At 70.6% G+C, this 24427-nt stretch carries 30 protein-coding genes; 19 read left to right on the top strand and 11 right to left on the bottom strand.

Annotation, left to right across the window (positions count from 1 at the left end; translation table 11 throughout):
• Window positions 1–15: 15 nt before the first annotated feature.
• Entirely contained in the window at window positions 16–210 is a 195-nt protein-coding gene (locus tag FYW99_RS00360; protein WP_223838657.1) for a helix-turn-helix transcriptional regulator, read from the bottom strand.
• Window positions 211–630: 420 nt separating this feature from the next.
• Between FYW99_RS00360 and FYW99_RS00355 the strand changes: the two genes are divergently transcribed.
• Window positions 631–1038 (top strand): VOC family protein, encoded by a 408-nt coding sequence (locus tag FYW99_RS00355; protein ID WP_150248619.1) that lies wholly within the window; start codon window positions 631–633, stop codon window positions 1036–1038.
• Window positions 1039–1063: 25 nt separating this feature from the next.
• Here the strand turns inward: FYW99_RS00355 and FYW99_RS00350 are convergent, their stop codons facing one another.
• Window positions 1064–1831, bottom strand: a complete 768-nt coding sequence (locus FYW99_RS00350; RefSeq protein ID WP_150248616.1) for an alpha/beta fold hydrolase — start codon at window positions 1829–1831, stop codon at window positions 1064–1066.
• Between the two features lie 160 nt (window positions 1832–1991).
• On the opposite strand from FYW99_RS00350, the gene FYW99_RS00345 reads away from it, so the two are divergent.
• The 4 genes from FYW99_RS00345 to FYW99_RS00330 all read left to right on the top strand — a co-directional run bounded on the left by FYW99_RS00345 (window position 1992) and on the right by FYW99_RS00330 (window position 4374).
• Window positions 1992–2525 carry a DinB family protein gene (locus tag FYW99_RS00345; RefSeq protein WP_150249786.1) on the top strand — a complete coding sequence of 178 codons (534 nt, stop codon included), beginning with the start codon at window positions 1992–1994 and terminating at the stop codon, window positions 2523–2525.
• 86 nt (window positions 2526–2611) lie between these two features.
• Window positions 2612–2833: a type II toxin-antitoxin system VapB family antitoxin gene (locus tag FYW99_RS00340; protein ID WP_071623115.1), complete on the top strand. Its 222-nt coding sequence runs from the start codon at window positions 2612–2614 to the stop codon at window positions 2831–2833.
• Window positions 2830–3243: a PIN domain-containing protein gene (locus tag FYW99_RS00335; RefSeq protein WP_150248613.1), complete on the top strand. Its 414-nt coding sequence runs from the start codon at window positions 2830–2832 to the stop codon at window positions 3241–3243. Before FYW99_RS00340 ends, FYW99_RS00335 begins: the two co-directional genes overlap by 4 nt.
• A gap of 372 nt (window positions 3244–3615) precedes the next feature.
• Window positions 3616–4374 carry an SURF1 family protein gene (locus tag FYW99_RS00330; protein ID WP_150248611.1) on the top strand — a complete coding sequence of 253 codons (759 nt, stop codon included), beginning with the start codon at window positions 3616–3618 and terminating at the stop codon, window positions 4372–4374.
• Here FYW99_RS00330 and FYW99_RS00325 read toward each other — a convergent pair.
• On the bottom strand, window positions 4350–4757 hold the full coding sequence (locus FYW99_RS00325; RefSeq protein WP_150248609.1) for a DUF3817 domain-containing protein: 408 nt from the start codon (window positions 4755–4757) through the stop codon (window positions 4350–4352). The two genes, FYW99_RS00330 and FYW99_RS00325, sit on opposite strands and share 25 nt — an antisense overlap.
• Before the next feature lie 140 nt (window positions 4758–4897).
• The gene (locus FYW99_RS00320) at window positions 4898–6427 is read right to left on the bottom strand and encodes a glycosyltransferase family 2 protein (protein WP_150248606.1); all 1530 of its coding nucleotides are present in this window, start codon (window positions 6425–6427) and stop codon (window positions 4898–4900) included.
• Window positions 6428–6775: 348 nt separating this feature from the next.
• Here FYW99_RS00320 and FYW99_RS00315 point away from each other — a divergent pair, with 348 nt between their 5' ends.
• The 3 genes from FYW99_RS00315 (at window position 6776) to FYW99_RS00305 (ending at window position 9429) form a co-directional block, all read left to right on the top strand.
• Complete coding sequence (locus FYW99_RS00315; RefSeq protein WP_150248603.1) at window positions 6776–7507, top strand: WbqC family protein; 732 nt, start codon at window positions 6776–6778, stop codon at window positions 7505–7507.
• A 96-nt stretch (window positions 7508–7603) separates the two neighbouring features.
• Complete coding sequence (locus FYW99_RS00310; RefSeq protein ID WP_150248600.1) at window positions 7604–8317, top strand: PIG-L deacetylase family protein; 714 nt, start codon at window positions 7604–7606, stop codon at window positions 8315–8317.
• A gap of 128 nt (window positions 8318–8445) precedes the next feature.
• Complete coding sequence (locus FYW99_RS00305; protein ID WP_150248596.1) at window positions 8446–9429, top strand: NAD-dependent epimerase/dehydratase family protein; 984 nt, start codon at window positions 8446–8448, stop codon at window positions 9427–9429.
• 371 nt (window positions 9430–9800) lie between these two features.
• Here FYW99_RS00305 and FYW99_RS00300 read toward each other — a convergent pair whose 3' ends face one another.
• Together FYW99_RS00300 and FYW99_RS00295 are read right to left on the bottom strand one after the other, a co-directional pair.
• Entirely contained in the window at window positions 9801–10175 is a 375-nt protein-coding gene (locus tag FYW99_RS00300) for a DUF202 domain-containing protein (RefSeq protein WP_150248593.1), read from the bottom strand.
• Window positions 10172–10528 (bottom strand): YidH family protein, encoded by a 357-nt coding sequence (locus tag FYW99_RS00295; protein ID WP_150248589.1) that lies wholly within the window; start codon window positions 10526–10528, stop codon window positions 10172–10174. Before FYW99_RS00295 ends, FYW99_RS00300 begins: the two co-directional genes overlap by 4 nt.
• A gap of 281 nt (window positions 10529–10809) precedes the next feature.
• On the opposite strand from FYW99_RS00295, the gene trxA reads away from it, so the two are divergent.
• From trxA to FYW99_RS00255, 8 genes are all read left to right on the top strand, one after another.
• Complete coding sequence (trxA, locus tag FYW99_RS00290) at window positions 10810–11181, top strand: thioredoxin (protein ID WP_150248586.1); 372 nt, start codon at window positions 10810–10812, stop codon at window positions 11179–11181.
• A gap of 507 nt (window positions 11182–11688) precedes the next feature.
• Window positions 11689–12561: a phosphate ABC transporter ATP-binding protein PstB gene (pstB, locus tag FYW99_RS00285; RefSeq protein ID WP_013156377.1), complete on the top strand. Its 873-nt coding sequence runs from the start codon at window positions 11689–11691 to the stop codon at window positions 12559–12561.
• 336 nt (window positions 12562–12897) lie between these two features.
• Window positions 12898–13689, top strand: a complete 792-nt coding sequence (locus FYW99_RS00280; RefSeq protein ID WP_150248583.1) for a response regulator transcription factor — start codon at window positions 12898–12900, stop codon at window positions 13687–13689.
• Between the two features lie 401 nt (window positions 13690–14090).
• The gene (pstS, locus tag FYW99_RS00275) at window positions 14091–15257 is read left to right on the top strand and encodes a phosphate ABC transporter substrate-binding protein PstS (RefSeq protein ID WP_150248580.1); all 1167 of its coding nucleotides are present in this window, start codon (window positions 14091–14093) and stop codon (window positions 15255–15257) included.
• Between the two features lie 113 nt (window positions 15258–15370).
• On the top strand, window positions 15371–16378 hold the full coding sequence (pstC, locus tag FYW99_RS00270; protein WP_150248577.1) for a phosphate ABC transporter permease subunit PstC: 1008 nt from the start codon (window positions 15371–15373) through the stop codon (window positions 16376–16378).
• On the top strand, window positions 16375–17286 hold the full coding sequence (pstA, locus tag FYW99_RS00265; protein WP_150248574.1) for a phosphate ABC transporter permease PstA: 912 nt from the start codon (window positions 16375–16377) through the stop codon (window positions 17284–17286). Before pstC ends, pstA begins: the two co-directional genes overlap by 4 nt.
• A 155-nt stretch (window positions 17287–17441) precedes the next feature.
• On the top strand, window positions 17442–17660 hold the full coding sequence (locus FYW99_RS00260) for an EF-hand domain-containing protein (protein WP_150248571.1): 219 nt from the start codon (window positions 17442–17444) through the stop codon (window positions 17658–17660).
• Between the two features lie 31 nt (window positions 17661–17691).
• On the top strand, window positions 17692–18351 hold the full coding sequence (locus FYW99_RS00255) for an HAD family hydrolase (RefSeq protein ID WP_150248569.1): 660 nt from the start codon (window positions 17692–17694) through the stop codon (window positions 18349–18351).
• A gap of 27 nt (window positions 18352–18378) precedes the next feature.
• Here the strand turns inward: FYW99_RS00255 and FYW99_RS00250 are convergent, their stop codons facing one another.
• Window positions 18379–19104: a spermine/spermidine synthase domain-containing protein gene (locus tag FYW99_RS00250; RefSeq protein ID WP_150248566.1), complete on the bottom strand. Its 726-nt coding sequence runs from the start codon at window positions 19102–19104 to the stop codon at window positions 18379–18381.
• A 142-nt stretch (window positions 19105–19246) separates the two neighbouring features.
• On the opposite strand from FYW99_RS00250, the gene FYW99_RS00245 reads away from it, so the two are divergent.
• Together FYW99_RS00245 and FYW99_RS00240 are read left to right on the top strand one after the other, a co-directional pair.
• Window positions 19247–19660, top strand: a complete 414-nt coding sequence (locus tag FYW99_RS00245) for a DoxX family protein (protein WP_150248563.1) — start codon at window positions 19247–19249, stop codon at window positions 19658–19660.
• Window positions 19661–19743: 83 nt separating this feature from the next.
• Window positions 19744–20544 carry a MerR family transcriptional regulator gene (locus FYW99_RS00240; protein WP_150248560.1) on the top strand — a complete coding sequence of 267 codons (801 nt, stop codon included), beginning with the start codon at window positions 19744–19746 and terminating at the stop codon, window positions 20542–20544.
• On the opposite strand, the gene FYW99_RS00235 is transcribed toward FYW99_RS00240, so the two are convergent.
• Window positions 20475–21290, bottom strand: coding sequence for a MerR family transcriptional regulator (locus FYW99_RS00235; RefSeq protein ID WP_223838592.1), 816 nt, complete (start codon window positions 21288–21290; stop codon window positions 20475–20477). The genes FYW99_RS00240 and FYW99_RS00235 overlap by 70 nt on opposite strands.
• A gap of 63 nt (window positions 21291–21353) precedes the next feature.
• Between FYW99_RS00235 and FYW99_RS00230 the strand changes: the two genes are divergently transcribed.
• Window positions 21354–21848, top strand: a complete 495-nt coding sequence (locus FYW99_RS00230; RefSeq protein WP_150248557.1) for a DUF6194 family protein — start codon at window positions 21354–21356, stop codon at window positions 21846–21848.
• Between the two features lie 130 nt (window positions 21849–21978).
• Here FYW99_RS00230 and hisG read toward each other — a convergent pair whose 3' ends face one another.
• The 3 genes from hisG to FYW99_RS00215 form a co-directional block, all read right to left on the bottom strand.
• Window positions 21979–22833 (bottom strand): ATP phosphoribosyltransferase, encoded by an 855-nt coding sequence (gene hisG, locus FYW99_RS00225; RefSeq protein ID WP_150248554.1) that lies wholly within the window; start codon window positions 22831–22833, stop codon window positions 21979–21981.
• Between the two features lie 75 nt (window positions 22834–22908).
• The gene (locus FYW99_RS00220; protein ID WP_013156366.1) at window positions 22909–23172 is read right to left on the bottom strand and encodes a phosphoribosyl-ATP diphosphatase; all 264 of its coding nucleotides are present in this window, start codon (window positions 23170–23172) and stop codon (window positions 22909–22911) included.
• Between the two features lie 203 nt (window positions 23173–23375).
• Window positions 23376–24209, bottom strand: a complete 834-nt coding sequence (locus FYW99_RS00215; protein ID WP_150248552.1) for an SDR family NAD(P)-dependent oxidoreductase — start codon at window positions 24207–24209, stop codon at window positions 23376–23378.
• Window positions 24210–24427: the final 218 nt, after the last annotated feature.

The following is a 24427-nucleotide window of genomic DNA, read 5'->3' as shown; positions in this document are numbered from 1 at the left end:
CCTCGGGTTCGGTGGCTACTGGCCGATGCGGGGGAAGGGCTCGGTGGAGAAGACGACCTCCACCGGAACCTCGAAGTAGCGCGCGATGCGCAGTGCCAGGTGGAGGCTGGGGCTGTACTCGCCCCGCTCCAGGTAGCCGACCGTCTGGTAGTGCACGCCCAGGGCCTCGGCCAGCTGGCGGCGGGACACGTCGCGCTCCGCCCGCAGCATCGCGATCCGGTTGTAGACGGCCTCGCCGCCTCCGGCCGCGGCCCTGGGACGGCGGCCGGCCACCCTGTCGCTCTCAGCGGGCACGCTTCACCGCTTTCTTCCGGACCGTCCGGGCCCTCGCCCGAGCGCCCGACCGGACATCCGCGCTCATCACACTGGTTCTCCATTCCATCATCTATCTACTGCCATTGATAGTACATGTACTACATTCTGAGCAACAGGGGCTACAACACCGGACCGAAGGCGCACCGCGAAGCACGGCGCACCGGCGACCCGGGCGGAGGAGCCCGAGCGGCAACGCGGAAAACGCGTTTCGAACACGGTGCTGGGGAAGAGGAGAAACGGGTGTGGACAACCCCCCACGCGGCTCCCGGAACGGGACAATGGTGCTGAGAACGATGCCGAACGGCAGGAGACCCCATGCGTTGCAGCTACATCAGGCTCCTCGTCAACGACTACGAGGCCTGCTTCCGCTTCTACTCCGAGGTGCTCAAGCTCCCCGTGCTGCGCGGTGACGAGGGCAGCCGCTACGCGGAGTTCGACGTCGAGTCGGGGACGCGGCTGGCCATCAACCAGCGTGAGGTGATGGCGGAGGCCCTGGAGACCGACACGGCCGACCCGGCGCTGCCGCACCAGGACCGGTTCGCGGTGATCTTCGAGGTGGACGATGTCGACACCACGGCCGCCAGGCTGGTCTCGGACGGCGCCCGCCAGGTGATGGAGCCGCGCGACTGGACCGCGTGGGGCATCCGCGCCGCGCACTTCCGCGACCCCGACGGCTACCTGCTGGAGATCAACAGTCCGCTGATCCCCGTGGCGGAGGTCTGATCCCGCTTCCCAGGGCGGGTCCTCCTCAACCGGGCAGGTGCTCCACCAGCAGCTCGTTCACCCGGTCCGCGCGTTCCACCCCGAGCAGGTGCGCGGCCCCGGTGACCACCTCGAACCGGGCGTCGGGGACCCCGTCCGCCAGCCTGCGGCCGTGGCCGGGCGGCAGCATCGGGTCGTGGGCGGCCGACACCACCAGGGTCGGCACCCGCACGGAGGCCACCAGGTTGCGCTGGTCCATCCCGGCCACCGCGTCGCACGCCGCGGCGAAGCCGTTCGGGTCGAGCCCGCCGAACTCCTCGGTCAACCGGGCCACGGTCTCCGGCCGCTCCTCGCCCATGTCCGGGGTGAACCAGGGCCGCACCACGTCCCCGGCCACCGCGTCCAGACCCGACGAGCGCACCCGCGAGGCGAGGAGGTCCCACCGGTGCGTCCGCGGGGTGCGGGGCGCCGCGGCCAGCAGCGCGAGGCGTTCCAGGGTGCGCGGCGAGTTGGCCGCGATCCACACCAGCAACGCCCCGCCGAGCCCGGCGCCGACCGCGTGGACCCGGGTCAGGCCCTGGGACTCCAGGACTCCGAGCAGGTCCAGGGCGAGTTCCTCGACGGTGTAGGGGCCGGCCGGGGCCGGGGAGGAGCCGTGCCCCCGGTGATTGACCCGCAGAACCCTGTGGTCGCGGGTGAGTTCGGGCAGCTGCGGTTCCCAGACCGACATCGTGGTACCGAAGGGCGGCACGAGCAGTACGACGGGCGCGTGCCGGGGTCCGTCGAACCGGTACTGGAGTGGAATCAAGGTCATGGAACCTCCCAGTCGCCAGAACGCCAGGCTATCGGCAGAGCCCCGCTCGGGACCGCACCCTTTCTCCCGTTTTCAGTCCAGTGGAGGACAGTAACTGACCGCCAGGCTTTCTAGAGTCCTTCTGTACCGAGGCGGACAGGGCGAGAAAGCGGTGGTCATGATGGTCACAACGGCGACGAGCACGGTGGACGCGGAGCGCGCGAGCCTCCTGCGGTTCCTGGAGGACCAGCGCGACTTCCTGCGTCTCACGGTCAAGGGCCTGGACGACGCACAGGCCGCGCGGCGCACCACGGTGAGCGAACTGACCCTCGGCGGGCTGGTCAAACACGTGACCCGGGTCGAGCGCAACTGGATCCGGTTCGCCCGTGAGGGCTCGACGAACGAGGCCCAGACGGACTACGAGGACCCCGCCACCTGGCAGGAGCACGCCGACAGCTTCCGACTGTTGGAGGGCGAGACCCTCGACAGCGTCCTGGCGGACTACGCGCTGGCCGCGCGGGAGACCGAGGAGTTCGTCGGCGGCCTGCCGGACCTGGAGGTCAGCCACCGGCTCCCGGACGCGCCGTGGTTCGACGAGGGCGCCTCCTGGTCCGCCCGCGACGTGCTGCTGCACGTCATCCGCGAGACCGCACAGCACTGCGGGCACGCCGACATCCTGCGTGAGGCCCTGGACGGCCAGAAGAGCATGGGCTGACACGGCCGTTCCTCCGCCAGCGCACTATCATGGCGATGTACATGTCCCCTATAGATCATGTACATCGCCATGATACGAGGTGGAACATGAGTCTGACCCAGATCGACGTCGACGACGAGGCGCTCCAGGAGGCCATGCGCCTGTCCGGTACGCGCACCAAGAAGGAGACGGTGAACCTGGCCCTCAGGGAGTACGCGCGTAGGCATCGACGCATCGCGGCCCTGGAGCACTTCGCCGACCTTGCCAAGGACTGGGACTACGAGGGCTGGAAAGAGCAGCGGGCGGCCGCGAAGGAGCCGTACACGTGATCCGGTACCTGATCGACTCGTCCGCGCTGTGGCGTGTACTCCGGGACGAGAAGCACAGGCTGGCCTGGCGTGAGGTCGTCACCGAAGGCGCCGTGGGCTCCTGCACCGTACAGCGCGTCGAGTTCCGCCGCTCCGCGCGCAACCTCGACGAGTACGAACAGTTCAACGACATGTTCGAGATGCTGTACCCGAACGTCCCCACACCGAAGAGCGCCTGGCAGTGGGTGGAGTCCGCCCAGTACCGGCTCCTGCGCGCGGGCGCACACCGCGCGCTGTCGTCGGTGGACCTGCTCATCGCCGCCACGGCCGCTCACCACGGGCTGACCGTCCTCCATGACGACAACGACTTCGCGACAGCCGCGCGCCACCTCACCGACCTGAGGGAGCGCAGGATCCAGGACACCCCCTGAGAGAACTCCCAAGAGCGGTGGGAAAACGACAAGGGGCGTCCCCACCGACCAGTGGGAACGCCCCCGGTTACGAGGTGGCGAGGGTCGCTTCCGCATCCCCCCTCAAAGTACGGAAGCGACCCTCGCGCTGGGAAACGGCCAGCGACTCCTCCCCCCTGGAGTCGCGGCCTCGAAGGCCTGCCGCGGAATCGACCCCGTCGTTCCGCGTTGATGGAGACACTACCCACCACACCCTCGAAGGACAACCCTCAGTCACGGAGAACTACTTAAAGTGATCGTCATTCCTCGACAGACAACGAGCCAAGCGCGTGCGGGCGAGCGTCAACCCGGGGTCATGGCGGGGCGCTCGGGGACCGCGCTTAGCCTGGTCTGGTGAGATCACCGCTCCTCAGCCCACGGTGGCTCGGCATCCACCTGCTCGCCGTGCTGGTCGGCCTCGTCTGCGTCGCCGGTACCGCCTGGCAGTTCGTCCGCGCCTTCGAACCCGACCGCGAGGTCATCACCAACCCGGTCGAGGACCTGGCCGGCGCCGTGCCCGTCTCGGACCTGCTCGAACCGGGCCAGTACATGCACCCGGACTCCTTCGCCAACAGCGCGGTGGAGGCCAGCGGCAGCTACGACGCCGACGCCCAGCTGCTGGTGCCGCGCGTCGTGGACGGCGTGCGCGGCTACGACGTCATCGTGCCCCTGGTCACCGACGGCGGCGCCGCCGTCACCGTCAACCGGGGCTGGGCCGAGGAGGGCCAGGACATCCCGTCCGTGCCGGGGGGCGAGGTCACCGTCACCGGCTGGCTGCTGCCTCCGGTGGGCGCCGAGGGGGTCGTGCCGGTCGAGGTCTCCGAGGGCCAGGTCGAGCGCATCGCCACGTCCGTGCTCGTCAACGAGTGGGACCACCCGCTCTACGAGGGCTACGTCACCCTGCCCGAGACGGACCCGGCCACCGCCTCGCTCGTCCCGGCACCGCCGCCCGAGCCGCCCACCGGGTTCACCGTCAACTGGCGCAGCCTCAGTTACACCGTGCAGTGGGCGATGTTCGGCGTCTCCGCCGTGGTCTTCTGGATCCTGCTGATGCGCCGGGAGCTGCACGAGGGCGGCTCCCGGGAGGATCAGCCCGCGGTCGCGGGCTCCTGAGCCCGTCCGGCCTCGCGGTCCCTGGCCTGCTCCGAGCGGACGATCCGGTGCTCGACCACGAAGCCGAGCACGGGAATGGTGCCCGCGAGCGCCACGCCCAGGGTGCGGGACGCGCTCCAGCGACGGTCCAGGGACACCCACAGGACCACGAGGACGTAGGCCATGTAGATGTAACCGTGCGGCATCGCGATGTAGAGCATGAGCGGCGACTCGGGGCCGAACCAGTGCTCCAGGCCCTGCGGCGCGGCCACCAGGGAGAACCGGGCGGTCTCCCCGACCAGGTACTTGGCGGGCATGGCCACGAAGGTCAGGCCCAGCAGGAAGATTCCGGTCACGTACGCGAGCACCCGGTACAACGCGAACGACACGCGCCTCTTGTCCACGGCTGATCCCCCTCAGACGACTGCGTCCCCGCTCCGGAAGGCAGGTCCACGGGCGGGCGAAAATCAGCCTAAACGCTGTCCGGTACCCCGGGCGCCCGGGGTACCCGGGGCCGGACGATCTCACATCACCGCAGGTCGGATCACCTGCCCGAGACGCGGTCGGGGCTGCTCCACCGGCCGTCGGACTCGGTGGTCCACGCCTTGGGGATCATCCGCAGCGCGAGGTAGGCGTCCACGAGCCGGATCGGGAAGAAGAGCAGTCCGTAGACCAGGTAGGACGGCCGCCGCCGGATCGCCGCCATCAGGCAGGTGAGCATGTAGTCCGGGATGAACAGGCCGATGGCGATCGCCAGCAGCGGCAGGAAGGCCGTCACCGCCGTGAAGGACTCCCCGGCGAACGGCAGGCTCAGGAAGAACTCCCCGCCCAGCGTCCCCGCGAGGACGAACAGGCCGACCACGGTGGTGACCAGCAGCACGGCGGAGACCAGGACGACCTCCAGGATGTACAGCGCCAGGCAGGCCCAGAACAGGCTCGGCCACACCCGGTGGCGCCGGACGGTCTGCCAGAAGCCCAGCGTCCACCTGGTGACCTGCCTGTAGTAGTCCCGGAAGGTGAACGGGTCCTGGCTGTAGGCCTTGGTGTCGGGGTTCATCGAGACCCGGCCGAGGCGCTTGTGGTGCACCTCGAAGGTCATGTTGAAGTCCTCGATCACCAGCCCCTTGGGGTTGACCTCGATCTCCCTGAGCGCCTCGCTGCGGTAGACGCTGGCGAAGCCCGGCACGATGAAGGCCGTGTTGGCGTGCCGCCAGGTCTGCCCGAAGCGCATGAGGTACTGGAGCATGAAGTACAGGCGGTCCCGGTAGGCCGAGATCATCCGGCCGACGAAGCCGCGCTCCTTGGGCTTCCACTCCGAGACGACGAAGCCCGCGACCGCCGCCACGGACGGGTCGGCCAGCTGCCTCCGGGCGCCCTCCACGTACCCGGGGTCGAGTTCGGTGTCGGCGTCCAGGATGAGGACGCCGTCGTAGTTGTCGGTCAGCGAGAACTCCTCGATGACCGCCTCGATGGCCCCGGCCTTGCCTCGGTTGGTGAGGAGTTCGAGGACGTTCACGCCGGTCTTGGCCGCGATCTGCGCGGTGGAGTCCCTCGACGAGTCCGAGACCACGTAGATGTCCCAGCGGTCGAACAGCCCCATCGCGGAGGCGATGGCCCCGCCGATGACGGGTTCCTCGTTGTGCGCCGGGATGATGACGGCCAGGGACGCGCCCCCCTGCCCGGAATCCGCCGCCCGGGCCGCGGCGACCGCCGAGGCGCCCTCCCCCGCGGCGTCACCGCCCCGCTCGGCGAGGGCGGTACCGCCGCCGGGACCGCCCGCGCCCACCAGGACGCGTTCGCGCGCCCTCCCCCCGACGGCGCCGCGGTGCCCCGCCCGGGACGACCGGAGCACGGCGCGCACCGAGTCCTCGCCCAGGCGCACGAGTCCGATGGCGGTCCACAGCAGCAGGTTGGCGCCGAAGGCCAACCACAGGAACGCGTAGCCCAGGGCGCCGAGACCGGAGGCCTCGGCCATGTCCGTCGCGTAGCCGAACCAGTAGACAAAGAGTGCCGCGGCCAGGGCGAGGGCGATGAGCCCGATCAGCAGGCCGCCTATGAAACGTGCGATACGCACAGCGCTAGGACCCTCCGAAGTTCTCGGTTTCGGACCGACATTAACCCGCGAAGTCGGTGTTATCTTGACGCCCTACGACACCGAGAGGTTCACCCGGGTTCGCGTCCTATGTAGGCCACGCAAATCGTATACACGGGCTTGCGGAAGATGGTAACCATAAGAGGATATTTGTGAGCTGTAGCTACGGCTCGTCTGTGGTTTGTCCAACATTGTCCAGATCCCGGGAAAATCTGCGGAAAGTGACCAACGGAGAGAAGGAGAATGCTCGGAGTGATCAGCGTTCCGTCCTCACCCTCATCCGGTTCCACTCGAATCCCACAGGCCACTGGCCCCGGGGGTCGCTTCGCTATGAGCAGCCAGGACGACGCGGTCCGCACCGTGGCACTGCACCAGCCGCACTACCTGCCGTGGCTGGGTCTTTTGGATAAAATTGACCGTTGCGACCGTTTCGTCATCCTCGACAACGTCCAGTTCGAGCGCCGCGGCTGGCAGAACCGCAACTACGTCGGAGGTGGCGGAAAACCCGTCCTTCTCACCGTTCCGGTCGTCCAGGGCAGCCGAAACGACCGCATACGGGACAAGATTGTTGACAACAGCCAGAATTGGAAGCTCAGGCACTACAAGGCACTCGCGGAACACTGTTACCGCAAGGCGCCCTACTGGAGGGATTACCGCGACGAGATCGCCCACCTGTACGAAGAGGAGTGGGACGGTCTCGCGGACCTGTGCATAGCGACCACGCGCATGCTGATGCGGTGGTTCGGGATCGACACGCCGTTGCTGCTGGCCAGTGAGATCGGGGACTTCCCCGGACGCAAGAGCGAGCTCCTCGCCCAGATCTGCGCCAGGACGGGAGCGCACACCATGCTCTCGGGCGACGGTGCCCGGGACTACCTGGAGCCCGAGACCCTGCGCCGCTACGGGATCGGCGTCCGGTGGCAGAACTTCCGCCACCCGGTGTACCCGCAGCACGGGCGCGACCCGGCCGACTTCGTCCCTCGTCTGTCGGCGATCGACCTTCTCCTCAACACCGGCCCGGAGGCACTGCACGTGCTCAGGCAGGCGAGAACCCAGAGCTGACCCGAACGAGGGTCCACCACAGCGCCGCGCCACCGGGCGCGGCGTCGCTCCCCGGGAAAAACCCGATCGCTCTCTAGGCAAAGGACGGAAAACGGTATGACGACGGACTGGTCCCAGGAACGCATCCTGGTCTTCGCGCCCCATCCCGACGACGAGACGCTCGGCTGCGGCGGCCTCATGAGCAAGGCCAAGGCGGCCGGCGCCGAGGTGTTCGTCCAGTTCCTCACCGTCGGGGACACGGCCGACATGTCTCCCAAGGGCTTCTCCACCGCGGAGGAGCGCTACGCGGAGATCAAGAAGGTCGCCGACCACTTCCGCTGGGACGGCTGGCACATGGCGCTGCCCGGCGACCAGTACCACCTGAGGCTCGACTCCGTCGCCCGGGTGGACCTCGCCCAGCTGGTCGAGCGCGAGAGCCCACTGTCCATCGAGCGGCTCCGCCCGACCGTGGTGCTCGGACCGCACCACTCCAGCTACAACCAGGACCACCGGGCCGTGGCCGAGGCGGTGCACACCGCCCTGCGCCCGTCCAACACCGCGCTGCGCCACCACCCGCACCTGGCGCTGGCCTACGAGGAGGCCGCCGACCACTGGCGCTCGGAGCCGCTGTGCCCGCCCAACCTCATCGTGGAACTGGACGAGGTGCAGGTGGTCGACAAGCTCCACGGCATGCAGCTGTACGGGTCCCAGTCCCACCAGCACCCGCACACGCGCTCCGAGCCCACCCTGCGCAGCCTCGCCGTCCTGCGGGGCATGCAGGCGGGCGTGGCGCTCGGGGAGGGGTTCCACGTGCTGCGCTGCCTGGCCTGAGCGCTCCCGAACCCGCGGCCGGCGGCGCCGCGCGCCGCCTCGCCGTGCTCGCGGACGCGCCGACCGCGCACACAAGCCGTTTCCAGTCAAGAAACAGCGAGAGAGAACACCTAAGTGGAGGGGAAACCATGAAGGCTGTAGTCACCGGAGGAGCCGGTTTCATCGGCTCGCATCTGTGCGACCACCTGATCGCCCAGGGACACCAGGTCACCGTCCTGGACGACCTGTCGACCGGGTCCCTGGCGAATCTGGTCCAGGCCCAGGGCTCGCCCGGGTTCCGGTTCGTGGAGGGGGACGTCCTGGACCGGGAGTTGGTCGACTCCCTGGTCGCCCCGGCGGACGCCGTGTTCCACCTCGCCGCGGCCGTGGGCGTGTACAACATCGTCGACAACCCGCTGCGCTCCCTGCGGATCAACCTGCACGGGACGGAGAACGTGGTGGAGGCGGCCGTGGCGCACCGCGTGCCCTACATGGTCGCGTCGACCAGCGAGGTCTACGGCAAGAACGACGCCGACGGGCTCAAGGAGAGCGACGACCGCGTCTACGGCCCGGCCACCAAGAGCCGCTGGTCCTACGCCGCGGCGAAGGGGCTGGACGAGCTCGTCGCCTACGTGCACGGCGTCGAGTCGGGCGTGCCGTGCGTCATCACCCGTTTCTTCAACGTGGTCGGCCCCCGCCAGACGGGCAGGTACGGGATGGTCGTCCCGCGCTTCGTCGACCAGGCGATGGCGGACGAGCCCATCACCGTGTACGGGACGGGGGCGCAGCGCCGCTGCTTCGGTTCGGTGTTCGACGTGGTGCCCGCGCTCCCGCGGCTCATGGACACCCCCGAGGCCTACAACCAGGCCGTCAACCTCGGCGGGCACGAGGAGATCTCCATCAAGGGCCTGGCCGACCGGGTCGTGGAGCTGGCGGGTTCCAGGAGCGCGGTCACCTACGTCAACTACGAGGAGGCCTACGGCGAGGGTTACGAGGACATGCAGCGCCGCTACCCGGACACTTCACTGGCCGCGCGGCTGATCGGGTACCGCCCCGAGCGCGACCTCAACGACATCATCCGGTCGATCATGGAGCACCGCCGCGCGGTCGGCTCCGTGCCGCAGCCGGCGTAACCGAACCGGAGGGTCCGGTCCGGGGCGCCCTCTCCGCCTCGGCCGACCGACCACGAGACAAGGCGACGAAGGGCCACGGCTCCGGCCCTTCCCCCGACGGGGTGGTCGCGCTGTCCCCCGACGGGGCCCGGTGCTCCCCCATGCCCGCACGAGGGCGATCGGCACCGGTGGACCACAGGCCCGCCAAGGGCATGGACGGTCGTGTCCGCCCCCGGACAACGAGAACGACGGGGCCGAGCGTCCGGCGGGCCCCCGCGGTCGGCCGGGTGCACGCGGGTCCCGAGGCGCCGCTCAGCCCCCACGCACCGAGATCCCCGAGCGTCCGGCGGCTCCAGGGCACCGGACACCACGGCCCCCAGGGCACCGGGGCCTCAGGGCGCCAGCAGCACCGTCAGCGCCAGGACGCCGCTCAGGGCGAGGACGCCCGCGCACAGGAGCACCATCGCCCACGGGCCCGCCACGGACGGCGGAGGCCGCCCGGTCCCCGGAGCGCGCACACCGTGCCCGTTGGCCCGCCACCGCAGCCACACGTGCACGGCCAGCACCGCCGCCAGGAGCAGCAGTCCGGCCGTCGATGCCACACGCACCCCGACCGGCGCCTCCGGGAAGGCGTGGTCGCCGGGGGCCAGGGACCCGCGCAGGAACAGCAGCCCCACCACGACCAGCAGGGCGATCGTGCGGTGCCATGCCATCAGGGTGCGCTCCGGCTGCATGCCGGGGTCGTCGCGTTCGACGGGAGTGGTCACAGCAGGTGGCCCAGGACGACCAGGGCGCACACCAGTCCCACCGCAAGGGCGGTGACGAGCGGAAGCGCGCTCAGCTTCAGGGCTCCGCCCCGGCTCATGATCCGCTGCACGCGGTACCAGCGCAGCGGGGCGTAGACGGTGATGACCCCGGCCAGCGCCGCCAGCAGCAGGCCGACCACGGTGCGCGGCCCCTCCTCCCAGCCGAGCGGGAGCAGGTGCAGGACGGCGACGGCACCGGCGAGCAGGGCCAGCGCGGTGCGCACCCAGGCCAGGAAGGTGCGCTCGTTGGCGAGGGTGAACCGGTAGTCGACGGGAGGACCCGCCGTGTCCCGCGGAGAGGTCTCGGAACCCATCCCACACCCCCTTTCAGCAGGGAAGATCCCGGGTTCGCCCCCGACCCGGCCCGGGCCCGTCATGTGGGTCCCGCGTCCCTCCAGACGACACTAGCCGTCGTCCCTCTTTCCTCCCAAACAGGTATGTAAGGCGTGTTATGGCGCAAAACAACCGACTGCGGGGTGGCTCACCGCCCCCAGCAGGCATGCGGAACAAACGAACGGGCACGACCGCTGTAGCACTGAGAGATGGCGGTTGGCCGACGGTCGACACCAACCAACGAACAGATACAGGAGACCACGTGCCCACGGTCGAGCTCACCAAGGACAACTTCGCGGACACGCTGAAGGACAACGACTTCGTCCTCATCGACTTCTGGGCGGACTGGTGCGGTCCCTGCCGGCAGTTCGCCCCGGTGTTCGAGACCTCCTCGGAGAAGCACACCGACATCGTCCACGCCAAGGTGGACACCGAGGCGCAGCGCGAGCTCGCCTTCGAGTTCAAGATCCAGTCCATCCCGACCCTGATGATCGTGCGTGAGCGCACCGTCATCTACAACGAGCCCGGGGCCCTGCCCTCCGAGGCTCTGGAGAGCCTGATCACGCAGGCCAAGGAACTGGACATGGACGAGGTGCGGGAGAAGATCGCCGAGCAGGGCGGTTCGCCGGAGTAGCGCTCCCCGGAGCAGCACGGAACAGACCCGCGCGCCCCGGACGCCCCCTCCCCCGGAGGGCGGCGTCCGGGGCGTTCGCGCGTCCGGACGGGGACCGGGGACGTGCGCCCGCGGCGGTGGTATCCGGGCGGGAGCGCCGCCCCGTCCCGGCGGGACCGAGCCCGACCTTGGTGGGACCGAAAAGGGTGGATTAGGAAGACCGAAAAGTCATCAAGGGGTTTGTGGCCGGTCACCTGCCCACCCGTCCGGCGCGTCTCGGTCCGCCCGGGAGCCGATCCCTCCGGACGGGACGAACCGCACTCCAGAGGCGGTCCGCACCCCTTTCGGTGACGGGAGGACAACGCCTGGCGATCGGAGCGCCTCCGAGTTCACCGCCCACGTTCACCTTCGCCACGGGGTTCGTTCACCGTTGCTTCATACGGACATATTTGCATGGGAGTCGACCGCGCTCTGCGGCTCCGGCCGCGCACCTCCCGCGCACGCACCGTCCGACCCGGAAGTGGCCTCATGTCTGTCAGCAACACCGCCTCCCCTCGCGGCACCGAGACCGGTCGCGGCGTCGCCCCCGACACCGTCCGGTACAACCGCGAGGTTCCCGACCTGGGCGACCCCGTCTTCGACGTCTCCGGGCTCTCCATCTACTACGGCTCCAACAAGGCCGTGCGCGACGTGGACCTGAAGGTGGGCCCCCGTCAGATCACGGCGATGATCGGGCCGTCCGGCTGCGGCAAGAGCACCGTGCTGCGGACCCTGAACCGCATGAACGACCTCATCCCCGGCGCCCGTATCGAGGGGAAGGTCACCTACCACGGCGAGGACCTGTACGCCTCCGAGGTGGACCCCATCGAGGTGCGCCGCCGGATCGGCATGGTCTTCCAGAAGCCCAACCCGTTCCCCAAGTCGATCTACGACAACGTGGCCTACGGCCCCAAGATCAACGGCGTCCGCGGCAACATGGACGACCTGGTCGAGGAGACGCTGACCAAGGCCGCCCTGTGGGACGAGGTCAAGGACAAGCTCAAGGAGAGCGCCTTCGCCCTCTCCGGCGGTCAGCAGCAGCGCCTGTGCATCGCGCGCACCATCGCGGTCAACCCCGAGGTGATCCTGATGGACGAGCCCTGCTCGGCGCTCGACCCCATCGCGACCCTCAAGATCGAGGACCTGATGTACGAGCTGGCCAGCGAGTACACCATCGTCATCGTCACGCACAACATGCAGCAGGCGGCGCGCGTGTCCGACCGCACGGCCTTCTTCACCGCCGGTGTGGACGACGCGGGCGACCGCTACGGCAGCCTGGTGGAGTTCGACGAGACCGCGACGATCTTCAGCAAGCCCTCCGACCAGAGGACCGAGGACTATATCAGCGGTCGCTTCGGCTAAACCGCTGGCCACCGGCTCCCCCACGGACCGGGACCGCTGATCGGAGGGTCGCCCCGGCCAAACCACCGGCCACCGGCTCCCCCACGGACCGGGACCGCTGATCGGAGGGTCGCCCCGGCCAAACCACCGGCCACCGGCTCCCCCACGGACCGGGACCGCTGATCGGAGGGTCGCCCCGGCCAAACCGCTGGCACCGGCTCCCCGGAGGGCCGTTTCGGGCGAACCGACGGCCGCAGGCCCTCCGGTCGCGACCGCCGACCAGAGGGTCGTTTCGGTCAGGCCGGAGCACCCGCCCGGGACCCCGCCCCGCTGTTCCTTCGACGAAGTGGACCTCCCATGCCCGCGCTCACAACGTCCGCATCCGTCCCGTTTCCGGGTACCCCGGTCGAGGACGAACTGGTCGAGCGCCCGGAACGGTCGGAGGGACCGCTCCGGGTCCTGCTGGTGGAGCCCGAGTCGGAGCAGTCGCACCAGCTGGTGCTGTCGCTGAGCGGGCACGACGTGGACATCACGGTGTGCGTGGACGGGGCCGAGGCGCTGCTGCGGGTGGGGATGATGCGGCCGGACACCCTGCTCACCAGCGCCACTCCGCCCGAGGTGGACCTGGAGACGCTGGTGCGGGTGACCCGGCGGGCGACGGACATCCCGATCCTCATCGGGGTGGGCCCCGGCGACTCCCAGCGGGCGATGCGCGCGCTGGCGGCCGGAGCCACCGCGTGCGTCAACCGCCCCTACCGGATACCGGAGCTGGCGGCGCTGCTGCGCGGCTCCCTCCCGGGACCGGACGGCGGCGGCCCGGACGGCACCGTCTCCTCGGCCGCGCTGCGCTCGGGCGCCCTGGAGCTGGACGCGCTGGGACACCGGCTCTTCGTGGACGGCAACCCGGTCAACCTGGCGCTGCGGGAGTTCGGGATCATGGACTTCCTGCTGAGACACAGCGGCAGGGTGGTCAGCCGTGAGGAGTTGTGGACCGAGGTCTGGCACAAGCCGCTGCCTCCGGTGAACAACACCATCGCCGTGCACATCCGGCGTCTGCGCCACAAGCTGGGCGACTCCGAGGCACAGCCCAGGTTCATCCACACGGTCCGAGGAATCGGCTACCGGCTGGACACGGCGAACGGTTCCTGAGCGGAGAAAAATCGCGGGACGAGGTTCGTCAATTCCCCACAGGGTCCCCGGGTGATACCGACGAGACCCCTTGTTCACCTTCACGTCATCTCGCTTCGAGACGAACGCGAAGGTGAATCGTCGAATAATCCGACGCGTCACCTTCGCTGCCTGGGAACCGCCGTGCCACCCGGGCCTACACGTCCATACCCGCAGGTCATCACCGCCTGTCCCCTGCACATCACAGAATCTCCGCAGAGCCGAAAACACACACCCGTTATCAAATGGTTACCGCCATTCACTTCGCATTCACCCTTCTTCTACCATCCCGCCTTCATTTCGATGACACCGCGCCTTCCTGCGCGCTTACTGTCGTTTCACGTCAGCCCCGACAGCGGTGATTCAACGAGGAGAACTACGACATGCGCAACGGGCGTTCCAAGCTCGCCGTCCTGGCGGCCATCCCCCTGCTCGCGGCGGCGTGCAGCAGCGGAGGCGACACCGGCGGTGACGACTCCGGCGGCGGCGGGGGCGACCTCAGCGCCTCCCTGACCGGCGCTGGGGCCAGCTTCCCCGACCCCCTGTTCCAGGACTGGATCTACACCTACTCCAACGACGTCCAGCCCGGCGTCAGCGTCAACTACCAGAGCGTGGGCTCCGGTGCCGGCGTGGAGCAGTTCCTGGAGCAGACCGTCGACTTCGGTTCCTCCGAGGAGCCCCTGAACGATGAGGACCTCGCCGCAGCGGCGGACGCCCGCGGCTGTGAGGCCGTGCAGTTCCCGGTCGTCTTCGGCGCCGTCGTCATCGCCTTCAACAACCCCGAGCTGGACGGCCTGGTCCTGGACCCGGCGACCATCGCGGCCATCTACGACCGCGAGATCACCACGTTCGACGACCCGGCCATCGCCGAGCTCAACCCGGACATGGAACTGCCCGGCGACGAGATCATCCCCGTCCACCGCTCCGACAGCTCCGGCACCACCTACGTGTTCTCGCACTACCTGAGCACCGAGGTCGACTCCTGGGCCGACAAGTACGGCGAGGGCAAGGAGATCGAGTGGGCCGACGGCCTGGTCGGCGGTCAGCAGAACGACGGCGTCGCCCAGGGCATCACCCAGAACCCCGGCGGCATCGGCTACGTCAACCAGTCCTTCGCGCAGGAGGCGGGCCTGTCCGTCGCCCACATCGTGAACGAGGACGGCAACCCGATCGAGCCGACCCTGGAGTCCACCATCGCGGCCTCCGAGGAGGCCGAGATCCCGGAGAACTTCCAGTTCGCGATCGACAACATCGGCGGCGAGGGCTACCCGATCGCCGGGTCGAACTGGATCTTCACCTACACCTGCGGCTACGAGCAGGCCAACGCCGACGCCATCATCGACTTCTGGACCTGGGCCCTGACCGACCAGGGCGCCCGCGACCTGGCCGGTGAGCTGGGCTACGCGCCGCTGGGCGAGGAGCTGACCGACCGCGTCGTCGCCGAGCTGGAGAAGACCAACTCCGGTGAGGGCGGCGGCGACGCCGGCGCCGAGGAGGAGGCCGGTTCCGAGGAGAGCGCCCCCGCCGAGGACGAAGCCACCACCGAGTAGGAACGCCCCGCGGGGCCGGGAGAGGTCTCCCGGCCCCGCACGCCTTCTTCCCCAGCCCCCGTCCCGGGGCGGGACGCTCTCCACTCCCCACGAAAGCCACAGAGGAGAAGCACATGTCCACCGAGGCCCGCGAGGCCCCCCAGGCCCCCGAGGACTCCCGGCGGGGGACGCTGAAGTCCGGCAAGGGGCGCCTGGGCGATCCGATCTTCAAGTGGGCCGTCGCGGCCTGCGGCACCATCGTGCTGATCATCCTGGCGCTGATGGTCATCCGGACCACCAGCGAGGCGTGGCCGGTCTTCGCCAAGGAGGGCTTCTTCGGCTTCCTCCTCGGGGAGGACTGGCAGAGCGGCGGCTCGCGCACCGAGATCACCGGTACCTACGGCGCCTGGCCCTTCATCTACGGCACCCTGGTCACGGCGGCCATCGCGATCGTCATCGCGCTGCCGCTGGCGATCATGGTCGCCGTCTACCTGACCCACCTGGCCCCGCGCCGTCTCGCCAAGCCGCTGTCGTACATGGTCGAGCTGCTCGCCGCCGTGCCCAGCGTCATCTTCGGCCTCTGGGGCCTGCACTGGTTCCTGCCGAACGTGATGCGCCCCTTCTTCGTCTGGCTGGAGAGCACGTTCGGCTGGTTCTTCCTCTTCGAGGGACCGGTGCGCGGCGTCGGCTACCTGCCCGCGGGCATCGTGCTGGCCATCATGATCCTGCCGATCATGACGGCGCTCATCCGCGAGGTCGTCGTCGTCCAGCCGGTCGAGCAGCAGATGGCCGCCTACGCCCTGGGCTCCACCCGGTGGGAGGTCATCACCAAGGTGATCCTGCCCGCCAGCTTCTCCGGAATCGTGGCCGCCGCCATGCTGGGGCTGGGCCGCGCCCTCGGCGAGACCATCGCCGTGCTGATGCTGATCGGCGGCACGCAGGGGTGGAGCGGCAGCCTGTTCGGCACCGGAAGCAGCATGGCCTCGCACATCGCCGCGTCCTTCGGTGAGGCCTCGCCCGAGGTCCGGACGGCGCTGATGGCGATCGGCGTCGCCCTCTTCCTGGTCACGATGATCGTCAACATCCTGGCCCGCGTCATCGTCTGGCGCCTGGGGCAGTTCACGGGAGACTCCGCCGTATGAGCACAGCAACCACCACTCCTCCGGACGCCCGGCACACCCCCCTGAGCGAGCGTTCGCCCGGCTCCGGCTTCCGCAGGTTCAAGGACCGCTCGGCATCGGTGGTACTGACCGCCGCGATGGTCCTGGCGATGATCCCGCTGGTCCTCATCATCTTCGAGGTCACCCGGCGCGGCATCGGCGTCGTCAACCTGGAGTTCTTCACCGCGACCGAGCCCCCGCCGCGGCGCGAGGGCGGCGGGTACGCGGCCGGGTTCTTCGGCACGCTCTACATCATGGCGCTCGCGGTCGTGATGTCGATCCCGTTCGGCATCGCCACGGCCGTCTACGTCGTGGAGTACGGGCCCAACCGCCTGACCGGCGCGATCCGCTTCTTCACCGACGTGATGACGGGTATCCCCTCGATCTTCGTCGGTCTGTTCGTGTACGGCCTGGTCGTGATCGGCTGGGGCAGCATGGGCTTCGGCACCTTCGCCGGTGCTCTGGCGATCGCCATGATGATGCTGCCGATCGTGACGCGGTCCGCGGAGGAGATGCTGCGGCTCGTGCCCAACGAGATGCGCAACGCCAGCTACGGCCTGGGCGCGCGCAAGTGGCAGACCATCGTGCACACGGTGCTGCCAGCCGCCGCCCCCGGGCTGACCACCGGCTCGATGCTGGCCGTCGCCCGCGGTATCGGCGAGACGGCCCCGCTGCTGCTGACCGCGTTCGGAACCGGCCTGGTCGTGACCGCCTTCCAGGGCGAGCCGCAGGGCGCCGTGCCGATGCAGCTGTACCGGGGGGCCATGCAGCCCTTCGAGGCCGGTATCGACCGCGCCTGGGGCGCCGCCCTGTGCCTGTTCCTGCTGGTGCTGCTGTTCACCGTGATCGCGCGGTGGATCGGCTCGCGGGCCTCCGTGGGCAGCCGCTAGCGACCCGACCCCGTGGGGCCGTGTGCCGGAGAGCCCTCCGGTGCGCGGCCCCTTCGGCTCTGCGGGGACCAGTGCCCGCCCAGCTTCCCGAACCGCCCCCTCACCGGTAATCTTGCGCCGGACCCGCCACCGCGACTCCCTGGAGACGAACGCAGATGCCCGACACCAACGAGTACGCGACGACCTTCGCGTTCGTCGACGCCGACAGCGACGGCCGCATCTCCGCCCAGGAGTACGCCGACCTGATGCACCGCCTGGGGGACAGCTGCACCGAGGAGCAGGCCCTGCGGGCGATCGAGGCCATGGACCAGGACGGCGACGGGCTGATCACCCTGGACGAGTTCACGGCCTACATGTCCGACAGCAGGGGCTGAGCCCCCGAGGGGCTCGCCCTACGGCGCCGTCCTGTGCGACGTCGACGGGGTGCTGCGCCTGTGGCCCCCGGACGCCATGCCCGGCGTCGACCGGACGTACGGGTTCGCTGAGGGGACGCTGGCGGCCACCGCCTTCCACCCGGACCTCCTGCTGCCCGCGATCACCGGACGCGTGTCCGACGAGGAGTGGCGCGAGGGCGTCGCCCGGGCGCTGGCCGACCGCTGCGGCGGCCGGGAGCGCGCCCGTGCCCTGGTCGCGGACTGGACCGCGATCCCCGGCACGGTGAACCAGGAGATGGCCGCCCTGCTGACCGCCGTGAACAGGCACGTTCCGGTGGTGCTGGTGTCCAACGCGACCACCCGTCTGGAGTCCGACCTGGCGGCGCTCGGACTGGACGGGGTCGCCCTCCACGTCGTCAACAGTGCGCGGGTGGGCGCGGCCAGGCCGGATCCGGAGTTCTACCGGATCGCGGAGGAGAGCGTCTCCGGCACGCGCTCGGGCACCTTCATGGGCGCTCCCCTCCTGTTCGTCGACGACACCCCGGAGAACGTGGCCGCCGCCGAGGACGCCGGACTGTTCGCGCTGCGCTGGGGGAGGGACGACGTGCTCGGGCGCCTGGTCACGATCCTGCCCGAGAGGGACCGCGGCCCCTGGGCGCACGTGCGTGTGCCCGGGGAGGCGCCGAACTGACGGCGGAACCCGTGTGGAGCCGCCGCCTCAGCGCGGCTCGCGCACCAGGTAGACGGTGTCGGGCACGCCGTTGGCGACCAGGACCTCGATGACCTCCACCGACGCGAACCTGCCCCGCAGCAACTCCTCGAAGTCGGGCGCCGCGTTGGCGCTCCAGAAGGCCAGGACCCCGCCGGGGGCGAGCAGGCGGGTGAGCTGGTCCAGCCCCGCGGCCTCGTAGAGGCGGTTGTTGTTCTCCACCACCGTCCAGTCGGGCCCGTTGTCGGTGTCCAGGCAGATCGCGTCGTAGCGGACGGGGTTCGCGGCCGAGGACGCCTTCTCCAGCCAGGCCACGATGTCGGCGTTGACCACCCGGCAGCGCGGGTCCTGGTGCACGTAGTCGGCGGCCTCGCCCAGCTCCCCGTCGTGCCAGGCGATCACGTGGGGTTCGAGTTCCACCACGTCCACCACCGCCACCTGGGGGTGCTCCAGCGCCTCGCGGGCGGAGAAGCCCACGCCCAGCCCGCCGATGAGCACCCGCGAGCGCGAGCGGCCCGCGGGGAGGGCGGCGAGGCTGGCGCGCACCATCTCGCGCTCGGAGGTGCCGTCGCGGGTGTCCATGAGGAAGACCCCGTTGGAGTAGATCTCGTAGTGCGCGCCCACGCGGCGCAGCACGAGGTCGCCGCCGGTCTCCCCGGTCACCCTCGCCAGGGTGACCGTCTCCTCCTCGGGCTCGCGGAAAACGGAGGCGGTGTACGTCGTCGGCTGGTCCATACCCCACATTGTGCCCGCCCGCCCGGCGAACGCGCCCGCGTTCCCGCGGAGGGAACCGGAGGGACGCTGTCCGGGAGGTCTTCGCGGACCGCGTGGTTACCGAAGAGTAGGGTCAGGGTCCACCCCACCGAAGGAGAGCTCCATGCAGGTGAAGCGCGGGCGCGGCGGACTGCTCGACCGGGTGCGCGGGGCCGCTCCCCACGCGCTCGGCGGCCTGTTCGTGGCTTCGGGCGTGCTGCACTTCGCGGCGCCCGGACCCTTCCAGGCGATCATGCCCCGCTCCCTGCCCGCGCCGCGCGCGTGGGTCCACGGCAGCGGCGCGGCCGAACTGGTCTGCGGCGCGGGCCTGCTGACGCGCAGGGCGTGGGCCGGTCCGGTGAGCGCGGCGCTGCTGCTCGCCGTGTGGCCCGCCAACGTCCGGATGGCCCTCGACTCGGGGACGGGCAGGCTCCGGGGCCCGGCCGACAGCCGCCTCGTGGCCTGGGGCCGCGTACCGCTCCAGATCCCGCTCGTCTGGGCGGCCCTCCAGGCCCGCCGCGGGGACCGGGAGGACTGACCGGCGCCGCCCCGCACCGGGGCGTCGGCGGGCCCGGAGCTCCCGCTTGCCCCTCCCCTTGGGGGAGGAGCCACAGTGGAACCATGCTTCCCATCGGTTCCTTCAGCGAACTCACCGGCCTCTCGCACAAGGCGCTGCGTCACTACCACTCACTCGGGCTGCTGGTCCCGGCCCGCGTGGACGAGGACACGCAGTTCCGCTGGTACACCGTCGACCAGATCGAGCGCGCCGGGCAGATCGTCACCCTGCGCCGCGCGGGCATGGGCCTGGACACCGTCCGGCTCGTGGTGGACGACCCCGGCCTGGCCCCGGACGCGCTCCGGCGGCACGCCGAGGACCTCCGGCGCGAGCGGGAGGCCCAGGACCGTGCTCTGGAGGAGGCCCTCGCGGTCCTGGCGTGGGAGCCGAGGGTGGAGGTCCGTCCCCGGCGGGCGTGTACAGCACTCACGGGGGTGACCGCGCGCTCCTCGGGCGAGGACTTCGACATGGACCGGGCGCGCACCGAGGTACGGACCCTGGCCGAGAGGCTCGGCTCGCTGGTCGAGGAGCGCGGGTGGCGCACCGACGGCCGGTGGTGGAAGAACCTGGAGCCGAGGGGGGACGACGCGGGCTACCGGGTGTGCGTCCCGGTCTCGGCGGTCGGGCCCTCCTCGTCCCCGCTGCCGGAGGACGTGGAGCTGGTGGAGTACGGGGAGGGCACCGAGGCCTGGCTGCTGATGCCCGGCAGGGAGAGCCTGGGCGGCCTCACCCTGGCGCTGACCCACCTGTTCGGGCACGAGGTCGAGGGCATGTTCGCCGACGTGGGCGCCCTCCGTCAGTCGGAGTGCGACGAAGGCGTGGAGTTCGCCATCGGGATGCGGCCCCTGACGGAGGCTCCGGAGTGAGGTTCCGCGTCCGAGGGCCCCTCGCCCGGAGAACGCGCTGACCGCAGCAGAGCGCCGAGCGCGGCGGCGCCTTCGAGCAGGGCCGCCGACCGGGCGTCGATGCTCGCGTCCCGGTCGGCCAGCGCGGTCATGACCTCGTCCCACCGCCGTGCGCGGCGCAGCTCCGGCATCAGGGCCCGGAGCGGGGTGACGCGGTATCCGGCCATGCGCAGCTGGTGGACGATCCGCGCGTCCCGGGCGTCGGCGGGCGAGTACCTCCGCGTTCCCCCGGGGGAGGCCCGGCCGGGCACGACGAGTCCCTCGGCGTCCCAGTGCCGCAGCGTCGAGGGCCGCACACCGAGCGCGGCGGCGAGTTCGGAGACGCCCATGGAGTCCTCCGGGCGAACGTCCCCGACCGGCTCCGCAGCGATCGCCTCCGCGGCCTCCCTGGCCAGTCCGAGTTCCCGGCGCTCGGTGTGGAGCCGGGCGTGCGCGGTGTCCAGGAGGGCGAGCAGGTCCGAGGCCGGGTACCCGTGCGCGGCGCGCACGATCCTCCCGGCCTCGGCCGGTCCGGCCCCGGCCGCGAGGGCCCGGTAGGCCAGGGCCGAACACACGTGCACCTCGGCGTAGACCCGGTAACCCGAGGCGGTGCGCTCCGCCGGGGGCAGCACACCGTCGCGTTCGAGGTTGCGCACCTGCTGGACGGAGTACCCGGAGCGCCGGGCGACGTCGACCGTACGCATGGCGGACGACTTGCGACTTCTCACTCCCCCACCTCGCACTCTTCGCGGAAAAGTCTCCACAAGCACATGAATGTAACGCTGGAACACATGAGCATCGACGAGATCACCGCGTTCCTTGAGGGCCTTGAGGGTGTGCTGACCCTCAGGCCGCAGCCCGGCGACGGCTCGCCCGAGATCAGCTGGGGCGACACGTTCTTCTACTACGCGCCCGACGGCGCCGTCCCCACCGCGACCCAGCCCTTCGCGACCGTCGTGACGAAGGACTACCCCGACGACCGGGCGTCGCGCCTGGACCGGCCCGGCGTCTTCCGCCTGAACGTCGCCGCCGGAAGGGAGGCCTTCGTCAGCTGGACGGGCCGCGAGCCGCGCGAACCGGCCGCCCCGGACGCGGACCCGAGCGCGGCGGACGTCGTGGCGGCGCACCCCGTCTACGGCGGCCTGGGCTGGCTCGCCGTGGTGGATCCGGGACCGCGGACCGGGGAGGCGGTCCGGGAGCTGCTCCGCACGGCTCACGGCCTCGCACGCTCGCGACACCGGCGGCGCACCGGGACCGCGCCGGATGAACGGTCGGCATCGGACTGACGGTCGGCGCCGGGCTGAGGGGCGCCGAGCTGAGGGGCGGCGCCAAGGCGCGCGAACACCCCGTGGAGCGACGAAGACCGGCGGGGGCTGGCCTGGCCAACCCCCGCCGGTCCCTCGCTCAGGACACGCCCTACAGGCGGCAGGCGTAGATGTCGGTGACCAGAATGGCGCGGGCGCCGAGCTGCCACAGGTCGTCCATGATCCGCTGGGCGTCCTTGCTCGGCACCATCGACCGGACCGCGACCCAGCCCTCCCGGTGCAGCGGGGAGACCGTCGGCCCCTCCATGCCCGGGGTGAGCGCGACCGCCGCCTCCAGGCGCTCGGCGTGCACGTCGTAGTCCATCATCACGTAGTCGCGGGCGACCAGGACGCCGCGCAGACGGCGCACCAGCGTGTCGAACTTGGGGTTCTCGGGGGCCCCGCTCGGACGGATGACCACAGCCTCGGAGACCAGTATCGGCTCGCCGAAGGTCTCCATGCCCGCCTGGCGCAGGGTGGTGCCGGTGGAGACCACGTCGGCGACGACGTCGGCGACGCCGAGCTGGACGGAGCTCTCGACCGCGCCGTCCAGGTGGATGACCCGGGCGTCGACGCCCTGCTGGTCCAGGTAGGAGCGCAGGAGGCCGTCGAAGGACGTGGCGATCCGCTTGCCGTTGAGGTCGGACACCTGCATGTCGGCGCCGCCGGGCGCGGCGAAGCGGAAGGTGGAGCCGCCGAAGCCCAGCGGCAGGACCTCGTCCACGGCCGCGCCGGAGTCCAGCAGCATGTCGCGGCCGGTGATCCCGGCCTGGAGGATGCCCTCGCCGACGTAGACGGCGATGTCCTTGGGGCGCAGGAAGAAGAACTCGGTGTCGTTGTCGGGGTCGATCATGACCAGGTCGCGGCTGCTCTTGCGCTGCCGGTACCCGGCCTCGCGGAGCATCTCCACGGCGGGTTCGGAGAGCTGCCCCTTGTTGGGCACGGCGATTCTCAACATGTCGGGCATGTTCACGGCTTTCTCGTGGCTGCGTGTACGGGGACGTGGCGTCGGTGGCCGGATGCGCACGGGCTGCGCGTCGGCCTACAGATGCTTGTAGACGTCCTCCAGACGCAGGCCGCGGGCCAGCATCAGGACCTGGAGGTGGTAGAGGAGCTGCGAGATCTCTTCGGCGGCCTGGTCGTCCGACTCGTACTCGGCGGCCATCCAGACCTCCGCCGCCTCCTCGACGACCTTCTTTCCGATGGCATGGACGCCGGCGTCGAGCTGGGCGACGGTCCCGGACCCCTCGGGGCGGGAACGCGCCTTCTCGGACAGCTCGGCGAACAGCTCTTCGAAGGTCTTCATGGTGTCTTTCCTCGACCGACAGATGCGCTACCAGCGTAGGCGGTCCGGCGCCCCGATGCCGCACCCTCGCGAGGATGTCTCAGCATGTGGTCGGCGGCGTACGCCACACCGGGCCGCGTTCCGCCCGTCCCGTCCCCGCGCGGGGCAGCCGCTCCCCCGGGCCCACCAGGCCCTCCCCCGGGTTCACCGGGCCCTTCCCCGCTTCACCACACCTTGCGGGCGGCGGCGCGCACGAGCGGCTTGGGGATGAAGCGCAGGAGCCCCGTGGCCGCCTTGTACTGGGCGCCGGCGACGACGCTGGAGCGCCCGGCCGCCCAGGCGGCGAGGGACTCGCGCACGACCTGCTCCTTGGGGACGAACGCGAACGCGGGCAGTCCGCTCTCCTGGACGCCCCTGGTCATGTCGGTGCGCACGAAGCCCGGCAGGACCGCGGTGACGTGCACGCCGTGCTCGGCGACCTCGGCGGCCACGCTCTCGCTCCACAGGGACACGAACTTCTTCCCGGCCCCGTACACCGAGCCGCCGGGGTTGGCGGTGATCTCGCCCGCGACGGAGGAGAGGTTGATGACGCCGAGCCTGGTCCGGCTCGGAACGGTCCCGCGGCGGGCGATCTGCACCGGCAGGACGGCGCGGGTCAGGTGGAGGACCGCGCGCACGTTGAGGTCGAGCATGGCGTCGATCTCCGAGGGCTCCTGCTCGGCGAAGGGGCCGCCGTCGCCACGCCCGGCGTTGTTGACGAGCAGGTCCACGGGGGCCTCGTCGCCGCTGCCGTCGGCCGACAGGCGCTTGACGACGAGCGAGAGGCCCTCGTCGGTGCCGAGGTCGGCGGGCAGGGGCTGGACGCCGACCCCGTAGCGTCCGCCGATCTCCTCGGCGAGGGCCTCCAGGAGCTCGCCCCGGCGGGCGACGAGGACGAGGGAGTAGCCGCGCTCGGCGAGCCTGCGGGCGTACTCCTCACCGATCCCGGTGGAGGCTCCGGTGACCAGCGCGGTCCGGGGGTGGGCGGGGGTCTCGGAGGTGCTGGCCGGTTCGCTCATCCCCCCAGGGTAGGTCGTCACCGGCCGTACGGACAGCGGTCCCGGCGGACGGCGGACGGCGTGCGCGCAGGGTCGCGGCCCGGCGTCGGACGGCGGCTCCCGCCAGCGCCACGGCCCGCCCCGCGCCCCCGGCGGGGCCGAAGTTCCCCTTTGCGCGGTGGGTATGGACACACACGGCTTCACCTGGGTTTTCCCCGAACGCGGCCGTGCCGACTCCC

The organism is Nocardiopsis deserti (assembly GCF_008638355.1).
In the GTDB taxonomy this organism is placed as follows: domain Bacteria; phylum Actinomycetota; class Actinomycetes; order Streptosporangiales; family Streptosporangiaceae; genus Nocardiopsis; species Nocardiopsis alborubida.
Note: the sequence above shows the minus strand (reverse complement) of the source record. Positions and strands in the feature narration are given on the sequence as shown.